Annotated in this window: 14 protein-coding genes; 1 reads left to right on the top strand and 13 read right to left on the bottom strand. The window is 60.7% G+C overall.

Annotated elements, in window-relative coordinates:
• Window positions 1-7: 7 nt before the first annotated feature.
• From AB6803_RS22475 to AB6803_RS22415, 13 genes are all read right to left on the bottom strand, one after another.
• A complete protein-coding gene (locus tag AB6803_RS22475; protein WP_371110976.1) occupies window positions 8-1003 on the bottom strand; it encodes an aldo/keto reductase in 996 nt (331 codons plus the stop codon).
• The gene (locus AB6803_RS22470) at window positions 1000-2004 is read right to left on the bottom strand and encodes a sugar-binding transcriptional regulator (protein WP_371110975.1); all 1005 of its coding nucleotides are present in this window, start codon (window positions 2002-2004) and stop codon (window positions 1000-1002) included. Before AB6803_RS22470 ends, AB6803_RS22475 begins: the two co-directional genes overlap by 4 nt.
• 1 nt (window position 2005) lies before the next feature.
• The gene (locus AB6803_RS22465; RefSeq protein ID WP_371110974.1) at window positions 2006-2995 is read right to left on the bottom strand and encodes an ABC transporter permease; all 990 of its coding nucleotides are present in this window, start codon (window positions 2993-2995) and stop codon (window positions 2006-2008) included.
• 28 nt (window positions 2996-3023) lie between these two features.
• The gene (locus AB6803_RS22460) at window positions 3024-4568 is read right to left on the bottom strand and encodes a sugar ABC transporter ATP-binding protein (RefSeq protein ID WP_371110973.1); all 1545 of its coding nucleotides are present in this window, start codon (window positions 4566-4568) and stop codon (window positions 3024-3026) included.
• A gap of 72 nt (window positions 4569-4640) precedes the next feature.
• Window positions 4641-5672 carry a substrate-binding domain-containing protein gene (locus tag AB6803_RS22455; RefSeq protein WP_371110972.1) on the bottom strand — a complete coding sequence of 344 codons (1032 nt, stop codon included), beginning with the start codon at window positions 5670-5672 and terminating at the stop codon, window positions 4641-4643.
• Window positions 5673-5920: 248 nt separating this feature from the next.
• A complete protein-coding gene (locus AB6803_RS22450; protein WP_371110971.1) occupies window positions 5921-6082 on the bottom strand; it encodes a hypothetical protein in 162 nt (53 codons plus the stop codon).
• Between the two features lie 565 nt (window positions 6083-6647).
• The gene (locus AB6803_RS22445) at window positions 6648-7652 is read right to left on the bottom strand and encodes a carbohydrate kinase family protein (protein ID WP_371110970.1); all 1005 of its coding nucleotides are present in this window, start codon (window positions 7650-7652) and stop codon (window positions 6648-6650) included.
• Window positions 7645-8709 (bottom strand): ADP-ribosylglycohydrolase family protein, encoded by a 1065-nt coding sequence (locus AB6803_RS22440; RefSeq protein ID WP_371110969.1) that lies wholly within the window; start codon window positions 8707-8709, stop codon window positions 7645-7647. Before AB6803_RS22440 ends, AB6803_RS22445 begins: the two co-directional genes overlap by 8 nt.
• Before the next feature lie 29 nt (window positions 8710-8738).
• Window positions 8739-9755, bottom strand: coding sequence for an ABC transporter permease (locus AB6803_RS22435; RefSeq protein WP_371110968.1), 1017 nt, complete (start codon window positions 9753-9755; stop codon window positions 8739-8741).
• Window positions 9752-10876 carry an ABC transporter permease gene (locus tag AB6803_RS22430; RefSeq protein WP_371110967.1) on the bottom strand — a complete coding sequence of 375 codons (1125 nt, stop codon included), beginning with the start codon at window positions 10874-10876 and terminating at the stop codon, window positions 9752-9754. The genes AB6803_RS22435 and AB6803_RS22430 overlap by 4 nt, the downstream gene beginning before the upstream one ends.
• Complete coding sequence (locus tag AB6803_RS22425) at window positions 10873-12483, bottom strand: ABC transporter ATP-binding protein (RefSeq protein ID WP_371110966.1); 1611 nt, start codon at window positions 12481-12483, stop codon at window positions 10873-10875. The genes AB6803_RS22430 and AB6803_RS22425 overlap by 4 nt, the downstream gene beginning before the upstream one ends.
• A 38-nt stretch (window positions 12484-12521) precedes the next feature.
• A complete protein-coding gene (locus AB6803_RS22420) occupies window positions 12522-13592 on the bottom strand; it encodes a BMP family protein (RefSeq protein WP_371110965.1) in 1071 nt (356 codons plus the stop codon).
• Window positions 13593-13626: 34 nt separating this feature from the next.
• Entirely contained in the window at window positions 13627-14409 is a 783-nt protein-coding gene (locus AB6803_RS22415; protein ID WP_371110964.1) for a GntR family transcriptional regulator, read from the bottom strand.
• Window positions 14410-14599: 190 nt separating this feature from the next.
• On the opposite strand from AB6803_RS22415, the gene AB6803_RS22410 reads away from it, so the two are divergent.
• Window positions 14600-15250, top strand: a complete 651-nt coding sequence (locus AB6803_RS22410; RefSeq protein WP_371110963.1) for a phosphoribosylanthranilate isomerase — start codon at window positions 14600-14602, stop codon at window positions 15248-15250.
• Window positions 15251-15376: the final 126 nt, after the last annotated feature.

The raw sequence follows: 15376 nt of genomic DNA, 5'->3' as shown, positions 1-15376 counted from the left end.
TGATCCGTTACCTGTCCATATCGGTCAGTTTCGCTGAAATTGCTGCATCGATGGCTGATCGATCATCTGCATCCAGCCGTATGGTTCCGGCCCGGGCATTGTCGAGCGCCTGCGCAGGATTGCGCGCGCCACAGAGGGCAAAGGTGACGCCGGGTTGAACCAGCGTCCAGGCGATGACGATTTGCGCAACACTGGCCCTGTGCTTATCGGCAACCGCTCGGATGGCGGTCGCAAAGGCCAGCGCTTTCTCGCGGTTGGAAACGGAAAAGCGCGGATTCTCCCTCCGTTGATCGTCGCCGGAAAAGACTCGGTCGGGTCCAATGGTGCCGGACAAAAGGCCGAGTGCAAGCGAGGAATAGCTTAGTGTCGAAATGCCGTTCGCTCGGGTCAGCGGCAACAGATCGGTCTCGATCTCCCGGTCGATCATGCTGAAGCGCTCCTGGATGACATCCAGGCCGCCAGTCGAAATATAGGCTTCAAGTTCCGGCACTCCGACATTGCTGGCGCCGATTGCCCGGATTTTGCCCGATGCCTTCAGGTCTTCCAGCGCCCGCATTGTCTCCTCGACCGGGGTGGTAGGATCCTGCCAATGGGTGATGTAGAGATCGATATAGTCCGTCGCGAGGCGTCGCAGGCTCTCTTCGACTTCGTGGAAAATCGCATCGCGGCCAAGGTAGCGGTGAACCGGTCTGCCATCCTGATCGAAGAAATGTCTGCCCTTGTCGGTGTGCCACACGAGGCCGCATTTGGTGGCGATAGCCGCCTTGTCACGGCGGCCCGCAAGCGCCTTGCCGACGATCTCCTCGGATCGACCGAGCCCGTAGGCCGGTGCTGTATCGATCAATGTGACGCCGGCATCCAGCGACGCCTGGATCGCGGCGATCGATTCCGCCTCGTCCGTGCCTCCCCACATCCAGCCGCCGATCGCCCATGTTCCGAGGCCGACAGCAGAAGCAGTCACGCCCGACCTGCCTATTTCGCGTATCAATTGTTGTCCGCTCATGCACGTTGTCTTTCGCCGTTTGCCAGCGCCAGAACGCGCGCGCCGGTTGCTTCGTCAGTCACCAGCGTATCGAGATGATGGCCGCGCATGACGCTGAGGATCGGCCCTGCCTTGTTCGGCCCGCTCGCCACGCCGATCTTCGTCGGGATCGACGCAAACTCCGGAAGGGTTAGCGAGACCAATGACCGGTTGAGGCTGTAGTCGCAAACGCGGCCCTGATCATTAAGCAGATGGGCAAGCAATTCGCATGAGGCGCCGGAACGCTCGATTGCTGCGCGATCCGTGCTCGAAGAGGGATGCAGGTCGTAGTAGCTGGAGTCATCGGAGAGAATGGAGCCGATGCCGACGACCGCCACTTTGGCCTCTCGCGCCTGTTTGAAGACATCGGCAACGGAGCGCATGTTGATCAGCATATCGCGCTCGGCCGCGCTGTCGGCAAAGAGAGGGGCGTGGATCTGGAACGAGCGGCCGCCCAGGCGATCGGCCATCATCGTCGAGACGTGGTTTACATCCGTATAGTGCTTACCCTGCACGCAGCCCGTTGCCGGGATGACCGCGACATCGAAGCGACGCGGCGCTTGAAGGCCGGCCACGACAGCGCTGACGCCCTTGCCGCCGGTGATGCAGATGGTGTCGCCATCGGCAATCTCTTCAAGCAGCAAACGTGCTGCTGCCTCGCCAACTGCCTGCAACGCCGTTTGCGGATTATCAGATACGGTCGGCACGACGATGGCTCGGCTGATACCGCCAAGCGCTAGAAGCTGTTCTTCCATATCGACCAGGGGCTCGACAGGAGATTTGATCTTGATCTCCACGAGGCCGAGCTGGCGGCCGCGTTTGATCAGCCGGTTGACTGTCGCATGCGATAGGCCGAGTTGGTCGGCGATCTGCGCCTGCGTCAGACCTTCGAGGAAGTGCAGGACGAGAGCCTGGTGCATCTGGCGCGCGATGACGATTTCCTCTCGCGGCGCGGATGGGGATTTGAGCTTTGCAATGGGCATGTCAGGCGGCCTTCCGCTTGTGAAGGAAATGGTCAATGGAAACGGCGGTCAGGAGAATGCAGCCTTTGATCATGTCCTGCCAATAGACCGATACATTGAGCAGGATCAGCGAACTTGAGACGACAGACAGAAGCGCAATGCCGAGGATGGCGCCAAGGATCGTGCCGGAACCGCCACTCAGGGACGCACCGCCGATGACGGCTGCGGCGATGATGTTGAGCTCCATTCCGACGCCGAAGGTCGGGGTCGCCGCACCAAAGCGCGACATGTAGATGACGCCGGCAACGCCGGACAGCGTGGCACAGAGCACGGTAACCCAGAACTTCACCTGGTTGGTCTTGATCCCGGAATAGAGCGCCGCCTTCTCATTGCTTCCCGTATAGAAAACCTTGCGGAAAGCCGTTGCGCGGCGCAGCAGGAAATCGAAGATGGCAACAACGGCGACGAAGATCAGGATGACATAGGGCACTCCGTAGAATGTACCTTGTCCGACAGCCTTGAACGAGGGCGGTAGTGTAAACAGCGACAGCGGCGTTCCCTTGGTGATGATGAGGCAGATGCCGCGTACGATCACCATGGCGGCCAGGGATGTGATGAAGTGGTTGAGGCCGATGACCGTCACGAAGAAGCCCATGGCGCAGCCAATAAGGCCACTGGCGACGATGCCGATCAGCGATGCACTCCATGGATCCAATCCCATCAGGAACAACGATCCCGACAGCACCATCGAGAAGCAGACGACCGAGCCCACCGAGAGATCGATACCACCGACGATCAGAAGGATCGTCATGCCGACGACGACGATGCCCTCCACCGAGAAGGACATCAGCATCGCCCTGAAATTGCCGAGCGTCAGGAAGTGCGGAGAGGCAAAGCTCATCAGAATGCAGAGCGCGAGAATGATCGCGATCAGTCCCGCTTCCCGCATCGTCCCGAGCTTCCTCCAGGAAGAAGCGCGCTCCCGCGTCACCGTCAATGCGTGATCTGTCATTGCCTTGTCCCCCGTTTCTGCCTTTTTCTCAGACGGCATGCTCTGATGCCTTCGATGTGGTGAGCTGCCGCGCGCCAATGCCCGAAGCAAGCCTCATGATAGCTTCTTCCGTCATCGCCTTTCCTTCGAGTTCGCCGGCGACGGTGCCTTCGTGGATGACGATCGCCCGGTCGCAAAGACCAAGGAGCTCGGGCAGTTCCGACGTGATGACGACGATGCCTATCCCGGAACGCGCGAGGTCACGCAGCAGACGATGAATTTCTGATTTCGCGCCGACGTCGATGCCGCGCGTCGGTTCGTCCATGAGGATCACCTTCGGATCGACCGCCAATTGTTTGGCGATGGCGACCTTCTGCTGATTGCCGCCCGAGAGCGACGAGACCGGCATGTCGATACCACCCATGCGAACGCCAAGACGACGCGCAAGATCGTGCGCGCGCTCGGCCTCCGTCTTCGCATTCAGGAGTCCGAAAGGGCCGGTCAGCGATTTCAGATCGAGAGCGGCTATGTTCTGCGCGATCGACAGGTCGAGAAACACGCCGGAGCCCTTGCGATCCTCGGATAGGTAAACGACACCCGCCCGCACAGAATCCGCATAGGACGACGCAGAGAGGGTGTTGCCGAGCAGTCGAACCTCGCCTTCCGTCGTTCGACGCAGTCCGCAAATGCCCTCCGCGATCTCGGTCCGGCCGGAGCCGATCAGACCGCCGATCCCGAGAATTTCGCCCTTGCGCAGTTCGAAGCTGACATCGTGAAAGCGCTTGCCGTCGCCAAGATTTTGGACGGAAAGAATGCTCTCGCCGGTGCGCTCCGCCGCGGACTGTTTTTCCGGATAGAGCTGGGTGATCTCGCGGCCGACCATGCGGCGCACCACATCTTCCGCCGTGATATCGGACACACGTTCAGTCGAAACATATCGCCCGTCGCGAAAGACGGTAACGCGGTCGCAAAGGCTGAAGATCTCCGCCATGCGGTGGCTGATATAGACGATGGAGATGCCATGGGCTTTCAGATCGTTGATGATGCCGAAGAGCACCTGAGCTTCCGCTTCCGTCAGCGCGGCCGTCGGCTCGTCAAAGATGAGAATGCGGCAGTCGAGCGTCAGGGCCTTGGCGATCTCGACAAGCTGTTGGCTGGAAATAGGCAGATCGCCGACCTTCTGGCGGACATCGATGGGGGCAAGGCGGTCCATCACGGCCTGTGCCTCCCGCTCCAGCCTAGCAAAATTCATCAGGGGCGAACGGCGCCGGTTCGTTGTTGCCATGAACATGTTCTCTGCAACCGTCGCATCCGGACAAAGCGCGATTTCCTGATGGACGAGACCTATTCCCAGAGACTGGGCGGCGGCCGGAGAAGAAATCTTCACGGACGCGCCGTCGATGAGGATCTCCCCCTCATTTGGCTGCAGCACCCCGGCGATAATGTTCATGAGCGTCGACTTGCCCGCACCGTTTTCGCCACAAAGCGCATGCACCTCGCCCTTTTCCAGGGCAAATGTCACATCCGTCAGCGCCTTGATGGCACCGAAACGTTTGCTGACATTGCGTATCTCCAAGACCGGTGGCTGCACCATGACGTCCTCTCTCTTGTCCCCTCACATCGGCCGCCCGGGATCTCCTCACCCCGGACAGCCGCTTTGCAAGACCTACTCCTCGATGCCCTTCGTGCCGCGGCGCTTCAGGTACTTGTCCCAATAGAAATCATCGGCGTTGGCCACCGTCACGATCGACAGACCGTTGTCGACGAAGGGGATGCTCATCGGGTTGAAGCCCGAGCGCTTGGCGTCGTTCATCGGATCAATCAGTTCCGGGTGCTTGGCAAACCACAGCATCATGAAGCCCATGTAGCCCTGCATGCCCTGGTTCGGATTGATCGAACCGAACACTTCGCCGGCCTTGATCATGTCGAGAATGTTGGCGTTGACGTCGGCGCACATGACGAGGATCTTGCCGCCGCTTTCCTTGTTGGCCTGGGCCGCGCCGATCGCCGAATTTGCCTCCGGCATGAACACGGCATTGAGGTTCGGATGCGCCTGCACCAAACTCATAAGACCCTGGTAGGCCTTGTTGGGGTCCTGGTTCGACGCGGCTCGTCCGACGAGCTTCATGTCGGGATATTTTGTCTCCATGCGAGCGATGAAGGCTGCAATGCGCTTGTCGTGATTGTCCTGCCCCGGATTTTCCAGAACGGCATATTCGCCCTTACCACCAAGCTTGGCGGCAATCGCGTCGGCAGCGTAGGTGCCTTCACGCGTATTGTCCGAGGTAATGAAGGAGATACGCTTGGAAAGCGGCGAGTCCGCAGCGAAAGTGACCACCGCCGTGCCCTGATCGATCGCGCGGTTGATCGGCTCGATGAATGGGTCAGAATTCATCGGATGGACAAGTATGCCTGCCGGATTCTGGGCGAGCGCCTGATCGAAGGTGGCGATCTGCTTGTTGACGTCATATTCCGGCGTACCGGTATAGGCGGTCTCGCAGCCAAGCTGTCGGCCGGCCTGCTTGAACATTTCATAGACCGGGAACCAGTATTCGACGCCCGAAACCATGACGTTCATGACGTATTTCTCACCCGGCTTGCAGCGAAACGGATTGTCCGTTTCAGCCGCTGACGCAGCCGTGCTCAATGTCGCGACAGCCAAAACAGCCATCGCTGTCGTGCCCAGAAAATTGCGCAAAGTTCCTCCTCGAGGCTGACGCCCCTCCCAAAAAGCCGATGGCGCACAGCGCGCCTTGTTCGTGAAACCGGACTTCCTCCTCGAACCCCGGTGACTGGAGTTAGCCCCGAGGAAATCGACATGTCAATATAATTCACACAATGAAATATATTTCATTCCGAGAGAGCCAGTTGGAGGTTGATGGCCGCGAGCGGGAGGCCGATCACGGGACGGGGTGCGAGATTTACGAGATGGCGATGAATTTCAGCCTATGACAGGACGCGGCCAGACCGCGCCATGGCGGCCAGACCCAGCACCGCCAGCGCCGAGAACACCGCTGGGAACCAGAAAACGTGCAACAGGCCGACCGCGGCAACACCCAGCCCACCCGTCACACCGCCGAGTGCGGTGCTGACTGCTGACGAACTCATGAATACGGCAGAGGCCGTCGCCACGGCGCTGGGCAGGAGCTGCCAAGCTCCTCAGGTAAAAAGAGGCCCGCGAGCGGCAGCGGGGTGCCCAGCTCACGCAAAGGAACAAAACGATCTGCGGCGCGGCCACCGAGGTCCCCACTCCCGACAAGAACATGGCGATGGTGGCGCCGCGATACAGCGGCGAAGCAGGGACGCGGCTGAGCGCAGGAATGTGCCCCAACCGGGCGATTGCACTGGCATCCACGATACTATTCTCCGGGACGGTGAAGACGGATTGTCGGCGCGTTGTCAGGCTTCGAAGGCGATGGCTCGATTGGCAACCACAATTGAGTACTTGCTTCCATCCAACGTCGACTGTGGTCGAGTGGGCTGCAGGGCGTTCGGGATCGCACAGCTCGTGTCCAGCCGCGCGACGAGGTGCTCGGTCCCTTGGACTGGGATGGGGCTTCACGCATCCGCGTCTCCTTAGGCTGGATGCAGGGGGCACCTGAATGGTCGACGCACGGCGCATAGTAACCGGTTACTATGCTTTGAATATTCCGCATGATTGTAAGGATTGTGCCTATCCTTCAACCTCGCCGTCCTCATTTCGGTGTTCAGCCCTGCATTTGATGGGTTGACCCGAGATCAAATCCTCGACGTCTTTTGTCGTCGGCAATGCGGTTCGCGCACCGACCGCCGACACGGCGATACTTGCGGCCGCACAGGCAAATGCGAGGCTGCCCTCAAGTGTGCGGCCGCTGAAACAAGCGGCGAGGAAAGCGCCGTTGAAACAGTCGCCCGCACCTGTCGCATCGACCATTTTGACCGGAAAGGCCGGATGTTTGGCCCATGCGGTACGGCTGCAGACAAAGGCGCCCGCGGCCCCCATGGTGACGACGACCAGTTGCGGTCCTTTGTCCAGAAGCGGGCGGATGGTTTCGACGGCGATCTCCGCGTCCGACGTCGCGCGAAAGCCGCCTTCATTCATGAAGACGATATCAGAGCATTCCAGCAAGGCATCACGACGCTCGCGGGTCGGCGCAACAGCCGCCTCGATATCGATGGCAACGGCAACGCCGGCGGCACGCGCCAGCGCCGTGACCTGCCGGAACTCGGCGAGATCATAGGGCATGGCGTAAAGCAGCCGACTTTGCAGAAGCGCTGCCGAAAGCGCCACCTCATTCACCGGCTCGCCAGGCATCGGCGCATAGACCAGAGCCTTCTCCCCGGATGCATCGACGATGATCGCCGCCGCCGCCGTCGGCCGGTCGACGACGCGCAGGAATGTATTCGAGACACCAGCCTCTTCGTTGGCCGTCAGCAGCAACTGGCCATCCGCATCGCGGCCGACGCGTCCAAAACCCGCGACACGAGCACCCAGCCGGCTCGCGGCGCAGGCAACGTTGGCGGCAGTACCGCCGGCAAAAGTGCCAAGACGGCGGCCGAGAAGTTTTTCGTCAGCCAGAGGCACCCGCGCGGTCTCGAAGACATAGTCGATGTTCGGATCGCCATAGGCGAGCATATCGAAGGGGCGGTCAGCGTTTTGCCTAAAGAAGGTCGCGAATTCGGTGCGGCTATTAGCCATGGCTGGCATTCTCCAAGGCGATATCGGCCAATCCGGCCGCCAGGCTCTGCAATTGATACTCGGCATCATTGACCGTGATGAACTCGCGGTAAAGCATTTGCGGCAGCTTTGCCGTACCGGCCATGGCACCCGCCATCGCTCCAGCCATCGTGGCCACCGTGTCGGTGTCATTGCCCGCAGTTGCCGCCAGCGCCACCGTGCGCAGCGGATCGCCCTTCGCATAGGCAAAGATGGCAATGGCCGCCGGTACGGATTCGCAAGCGAGCATTGACGCGCCGATGGCTGCATCAAGATCATGGAGAAACTGACGGTCGTCCGTGGCGCGTGCCGCAATCTCTAGTGCCATATCCAGCCGGGTCGAAAAACGCGGACCCGGCGGCACGCGCGCATGTTCGGCCGCCAGTCGCGCGCCGATAACACCGCCCTCTCGGCAAGCCTGGACGACAGCCCCGATATCGCGCTCCACGAGAGCCATGGCTGTGCCTGCGGCAATCGCGCAGGCGGACGCGATAGCAACGTCGGTATCGTGAGACGGCAGGCAGGTCACCAGCGCCTGTTCGCAAGCGGCGGCGATATTGCCGGGATGCACAAGACCGGCAGGCGCAACGCGCATGGCGGCGCCATTGGTATTGCCCATGCTCGTCAGTTTGCGTTTGGATGTACCGACGACGCCGACACGATCGAGACTTTCCCCTGCCCGCAATGCGGCGACGATCGCCGCAGTGGTCGGGCCCATGAAGCCGGCCTTCGGCGAGGTATCGACCCAATCAAGCAGGCAGGCAATCCATCCCGTCTGATCGAGACGACCGCCTGCCTTCACCAAGGCACGGGCGAGATAGTACATCTGGCTGGCATCGTCGGTGACTTCACCGCGCTTACCGCTGTTGGCGCCCGCGAACGTATCCGGCGGCGGCTCCTCGAAGCGGTCGGCCAGGCCGCCGTAACGCGCGAAAATCTCATCTATCCCCCAAAGCTCCGTCGGCGCGCCGAGCGCATCGCCGATGCCGGCGAGCGCAAGGGAGGCAAGGATCGGATCGTGATACTTGTTTGTTGTCATCCCTGGTCCGTTTCTTATTGTTTGTTTTGCTAGAACTCTCGGTATGAGGCGTGGCGCAAAGCACCCGCGGCCCGGGTGATCCGCTTGGCTATCCGGCGGTTTTGCTGGATGTTGAAGAATACCAGGGCAAGGATGGTCAATGCCGGCGGGATCATGAAGACGATCTGGCTCGGCACATTGTAGCTGCCGAGCTGCGCGGCAAACACGGTCGAAGCCCCGAAGATGAGAGCGGCGATCAGCGTGCCGAGCGGACGGCGGCCGCCGAGAAACACGGCTGCAAGCGCCAGGAAGCCACGGCCGCCGGTCATGTCGGCCTGGAACAGGGTGAGATAGCCCATACTCAGGAAGACGCCCCCAAGGCTGGCCAGTAGCCCACTCAACAACAGCGCCGCATATTGCACGCGTTTGACCGAGATGCCGGCGGCAAGGGCTGCATCCGGATTCTCACCGACGGCACGAAGTCTCAGCCCGAAACGGGTGCGATAAAGCAATAGTGACAAGAGCGGCGCAGCGAGAAGCGCTGCATAGACAATGACGTTATGGCCGGCAAAGCCGTCGCCGTTCAGGACAGTCCCGATGATCGGGATGTTATCGACGAAGGCAATATGCAGCGACGGCAAGGCGTAGCTGGTCAAAGTCGCGGTCGAGCCCTTGTCGCCGGTGATCGAGACGAGCAGAAAAACTGTCAGGCCGGAAGCCAGGATATTGATCCCGACGCCGGCGACGATGATGTCGGCGCCAAGCTCGAGGTGAAATACTGCGAGCAGTCCGGCGATCATGCCGCCCGCGAGCAGTCCGGCAAGGCAACCGATCCACGGATGCAGCCAGAGCGGTGCTTCGGGAAACCAGATCGCCGAATAGGCCGAGGCGACGACGCCGAAGAAGGCGGCCACCAGCATGATACCTTCCAGCGCGATGTTAACGCTGCCGGCAAGGTCCGAAATCAGGCCGCCAAAGGCGGATAGGATGATCGGCGCGGAGGCCCGCAATATGGCGGCAAGCAGCGTTCCGAGGAATGTGCCCCAAAGGATGAGTTCTGTGCTCATGCGCGTGCCCTCTTTCCGCCATTGGCCGATGATCGCGCCCGCAGCCAGCTTGTCAGCAGCGCCGGGCCGAAGCGCTCGGCAATGACGAACAGGATAATGAAGGCCTGGATGATCATGACCATCTCACGCGTGACATCGGAGCTGCGCTCCATCACCTGCGCCCCAATCCGGAGATAGGCATAGAGGATCGCCACGATCGGGATGACAAGCGGATTGTTGCGGGCAAGCAGCGCCACGACGATGCCCTCGAAGCCGAGACCCGGCGTGAGATCGACCGGCAGGGCTTTCAAAAGCGCATTCGATGTATGGAAGCCGGCAAGGCCAGCGAAGATACCGCCGAATGCCATGGAGAGTGCCGTGGCGCGCTTCACGGGGATGCCGGCCTGTTCGGCAAATCGCGCATTCTCGCCGACAAGGGTGATCTCGTAGCCGACGGTCGTCCGCTTGATCAGGAACCATGCGGCCACGGCGGCCAGTATCGCCACAAGACCCATGACCGTCACATTGGTGCGGGCGAGCAGCGCAGTCAGTACGGCTGCATCTGGCAATGGCGGCGTGGTGATGAAGCCGGCAGAGGGGTCGCGAAGCCAATAGGTGATGACCAGGCGATAGAATTGCACGGCGATGACGTTCAGCATCAGGGTGGTGACGATCTCGCTGGCGCCAAAGCGAGCTTTCAGCACGCCCGGCAGCAATCCCCAGAAGAAACCGGTCGTCATAGCCGCCAGGCAGGCAGCGGGAATGAGAATGATCGCCGGACCGCTGAGCGCAAGACTGACGGCCGCAGCAGCAATCGCGCCGAGGAAAAGCTGGCCATCCGCGCCCATGGAGAATTGCCGGGCGCGAAAAGGAATGGCGACGGCAAGACCGAGCAGCGTCAACGTTGTCGCGTCTTCGAGCAGCGCACCCAGCCGGGTCATCCGGCGAACCGTGAACTGTCCCGCGCCGTTCCAGCCGAAATCCGGCCAGGCGCCTGTCAGCAGCGCCCCATAGGCCTTCAACGGCTCGGCGCTGACAAAAGCCGTCAGAACGAAGCCGCAGCCCAGAGCGGCGGCGAGAACGAAGATCAGGCGCAGGATCTGAGCGCCGATACCGGCGGAAGAGTTCGAGGATGCACTCATGCTATCGCCTCCTGCGGATCGGTGGCGAAGACGGCATCGAGCGTCGCCGCCGCCTGCGGCTGGCGCTTCAACCCGGTCATATAGAGGCCGATCTCGCGCTGATCGGCAGTGTCAGCGCGGAAATGCGCGACGATCTCCCCCTTGAAAAGCACGGCGATCCGGTCGGAAAGGCTCAGGACCTCCTCCAGGTCGGCGGAGATCAACAGCACGGCCGCACCGCGATCGCGCAGTGCCACCAACTCGTCCCGCAGCGAGCCGGCCGCACCGACATCGACGCCGCGCGTCGGCTGCGCGGCGATGAGGAATTTCGGCTCGCCCGATATTTCGCGCGCCATGACCACCTTTTGCATATTGCCGCCGGAAAGCGCGCCGACCGGCGTCTTGGCTGAGGCTGTCTTGATCTCGAATTGCTTGATTAGGTCCCCGGCCCATTTGCCGATTGCGCCGGTCTTCAAGCAGCCGAAGGCGGAGAAGGACGGTTCGTAATAGGTGGTCGCGACGATGTTGTTCTCGATGTCGAGATTGACCGCAACACCCTCTTTCAGACGATCCTCGGGAACTGTCGCCACACCGGATTTGCGCGCGGCCCGAACGCCCCGGCCGGTAAAGGTCACGCCATCGAGGTCGCCTGTTCCCGCATGCGGCGCAGCAAGCCCACTCAGGACGCGCGCCAGCGAATTCTGCCCATTGCCTTCCACGCCGGCTATGCCGAGAATCTCACCGCCGGCGACATCGAAGTTGATATCGGACAGGCGCACGCTGCCCTGTGCGTTGACATAACCAAGCTGGCGCACCCGCACGCGCGGCTGCCGATCGCTCGTGTCGACACGCTTGACGACCTGCGGCGCCAACGTCCGGCCGACCATCATTTCGGCAATGGTCTTGTGATCGATGTCGGCGGTATCGGCGTGCCCGGTCACGCGGCCGTCGCGCAGCACTGTCAACCGGTCGGAAATCGTCTTCACTTCCGCAAGCTTATGGGTGATGACGACGACCGTGACGCCCGACGCCACCAGCCGGCGGATCGCCACGAACAATTCGTCCGTCTCCTGTGGCGTGAGAACGGCGGTCGGTTCGTCCATCAGCAAGATCCGCGCGCCGCGATAAAGTGTTTTCAGGATTTCGGTACGCTGCTGCATCCCGATCGAAACATCGCCCACTCGTGCAGTCGGATCGACATCGAGTCCGAAGGATTTCGCCAGTTGCTGGACCGTGGCGATGGCAGCGTCACGGTCCAGGAGCCCGCCTCGTCCGGCCGGCTCCTGACCGAGCACGACATTCTCGGCGATGGTAAAGGAGGGCACGAGGTTTAGATGCTGCGCCACCATGCCGATGCCGGCGGCAATTGCCTGGCTCGGATGGGTGAAATGACGTTCGACACCATCGACCAGGATCATGCCGGCACTCGGCTGGATCAGGCCGTAGATCATCTTCATGATCGTCGACTTGCCGGCACCGTTCTCGCCGCAGATCGCGTGGATTTCTCCGCGCTCGATCGTCAGCGACACGTCTTCATTCGCCAAGGTGCCATTGCCATAACGCTTGCTGACATTGCGCAGCTCTATGGCTGGCGCCGTTCTGCCGGCGCCAGAAGGATGATGCTCCATCGAAGGAAGCTCCTCGCAAGAGATGAGACCACACCCGATCAGAAGGCGGTCGGAACTTTGACCTTGCCGGCGATAATATCAGCCTTGACCTTGTCGACCTCGCTCATGACAGCGGGCGGGACGATGGCTTGGGTGAACTTGTTGTCCGCCAGACCGATCGCGCCCTCCTTGAGGCCAAGCGATTCCGCCGTACCAAGCGGCAGCTTGCCGTCCTTCATCAGGGAGATCGAGCGGACGACCGTATTGTCGACATTCTTCATCACCGAGGTAACGATGCGTTTGGCAGTATCCGGACGGGAGGTTTCGTAGATCAGCGCCTGATCGGAATCGACACCGATGGCGTAACGGCCGGCTTCGGCCGCCGCCTCGATGACGCCCTGGCCGGTCGCACCGGCGACCTGGAAGACGATGCTGGCGCCCTGGCCGAACTGCGCCTTGGCGATCTCCTTGCCGGTGGCCGGATCACTGAAGGAATTGGCATATTGCTTCAATACCTTGACATCGGGCAGAACGGATTTGGCCCCGGCCTCGTAGCCGACCAGGAAGTCATCGATAACGGGGATCTGCATGGCACCGACGGTGCCCAAAGGGCTGCCGGCGACAATATCGGCAATGCCCGCCTGTGTCAGACGCGCGGAAAGCACACCCGCCAGATAAGCCCCTTCGTTCTGCCGGAAGAGGATGGAGTAGACATTGCCGCATTTGCATTTGGAATAGTCCACCGCGCCGTCAAAGAGGATGAAGCGGATATCGGGAAACTGTGGCGCAATCTTCTCGACCATGGGCACCATCGTATAGGTGCCGAGCACGATCGTATCGTAGTCACCACCTTCAGCGAGGTCGATGATCGCGCTTTCCCAGCGGGTCGGATCGACGCCACCTTCGACCGTCTGGGTCGAAACCGACAGCTCCTTCTTGACGCGCTGGATGCCGCGCTCCGCCGAATCGAAGAAGGATTTGTCGCCGAGTGTGCCGTTGACGAAATAGACGATGTTCTGCGGCGGCCGGTTAAGGTCTTCCGCATGGCCTACCGTCATCGCGGCCAGGGCCATGCCGCCAGACAAAGCAATAGCTCGCACGCACCGCATGGCGGCGCCCAATCTGATCATTTCCATATTCTAACCCTCTGAGGTTGTTCTGTTTTTATTTTTGACTGAATTTGTTGACGCGTGTCGTGTATCGATAACTCGATACGTATTTCATCTCGCAATATTCCATCGGCTGCCTGCGCTCGGAAAGCGTGATGCGCTCGCACAAGAGAAGGGGCGCGCCGATGGCTACGCCGAGCTGACTCGCATCCTCGGCATTGGCCGCAACCGAGCTCAGGCTTTCAAGGCCCTCCGCCGCGTTTAGACCGAAGCGGGTTGCGAGCAGCCTGTAGAGCGAGCCCGACCGAACCAGATCTTCCGCCGTAAAGGCGGCGCCTAGCGGAAGCACCAGATAGGTATCGTGAATGCCGACGGGAGCGCCGTCGATGGTGCGAATGCGCTTCACGCGCGTGACCGTCTGGCGCGGCTCGATCTTGAGGACGCCCGCAATCGCAAGGTTGGCCGGCAGCTGCTCGACGAGGACAATCGTCTGGCCGGCAACGCCACCGCGCTTTTCGGTGTCCTGCGAGAAGCTGTCGAGAAAGCGTGACATTTCCCTGACCGAGGACGGGGCGACAAAGGTCCCCCGACCCTGTTCGCTATAGAGCAGCCCCTGCTCTTCCAGCAGTCGGACAGCCTTGCGCACCGTGTCCCGGCTCATCGCATAGTGAACCGCGATATCACGCTCCGAAGGCAAAAGCTCGTTCGAGCCTCGCGATCCGCTCTCGATCTCCGCCCTCAACTTCGCAGCCAATTGCCGGTAAAGCGGCGCGCCTGACTGGGTCGCGGCCGGCCCCGCCAGTTCAAGATCGCCCGTTTCGTCCAGCAAGTCCGCCATCGCATCCAGTTCCGAAGTGACTTTCGATACAACTATATGGTACGTACCAGTGTGTCAACAAAAATTCATAAATCCATCCATTTCCAACCTTCCCTGACCAAATTGACATATCTGGTACGTACCAATATGCTTCTGGGAAGCTTACATGCACGGGCACATGCCCGCACGAACAACAAATCGAGGAACACCCATGGCTCAAGCTCCCGCCTTTATCGCCTTCACCGGATTAGATGACCCGAAACTCATCGGCGATCTGCAGAGTCTTTCAGCACGCTATCCCATCGAGTGGGGCATGCTTATCGATGATGCGCAGGAGGAAAAGCCCCTGTTTCCGGATAAGGAGGCACGCAAAGCTTGTCTAACAGCAGGAAACCTGCGGCTTGCCGCCCATGTCTGCGGGGTGGAAGCATCGAAGATCGCCAATGCACCCGACACGGTGTCGCTCGATCTCACCGGCTTTCAGCGCATTCAGGTCAACCACAGCTTCTCCGGCAGTTCGCCTGCCCAAGTCGACAATACCTGGCGTTTTGGCCAGCGCCTGGGCGTACGGACCATGCTTCAGTGCAAGGACGCCTTTCCGGATGAAACTCGCCTGGACTGGCTGTTCGACACATCCTTCGGCAGCGGAGCTACGCCAAAGGCATGGCCGACGCTTCCCAAAAACGGACCGTTTTGTGGCTACTCCGGTGGCATAAAGCCAGAAAACGTTGCCGACGTCATTGCGGCCATAAGTGCATCTGCCAACGATCTATACTGGATCGACATGGAATCAGGCATCCGCAGTAACGGCTGGCTCGACCTGGACAAATGCGAGGCTGTCTGCAGGGCGGTCTATGGATAGTCGAAAGTGTCCGATCGGCACTGTCACTTTAACGTGAATCGGCGCGGGATTCTGATGCCGATAGGCCAGAGACCATTTGCTTCCATCCGTTGTGAGGTTCCATCGAACGCTTGCCTCCATGAACAG

It is taken from the genome of Rhizobium sp. RCC_161_2 (genome assembly GCF_041355235.1).
Classification (GTDB): Bacteria; Pseudomonadota; Alphaproteobacteria; order Rhizobiales; family Rhizobiaceae; genus Rhizobium.
This window is presented reverse-complemented; position numbering and strand designations above follow the sequence as displayed.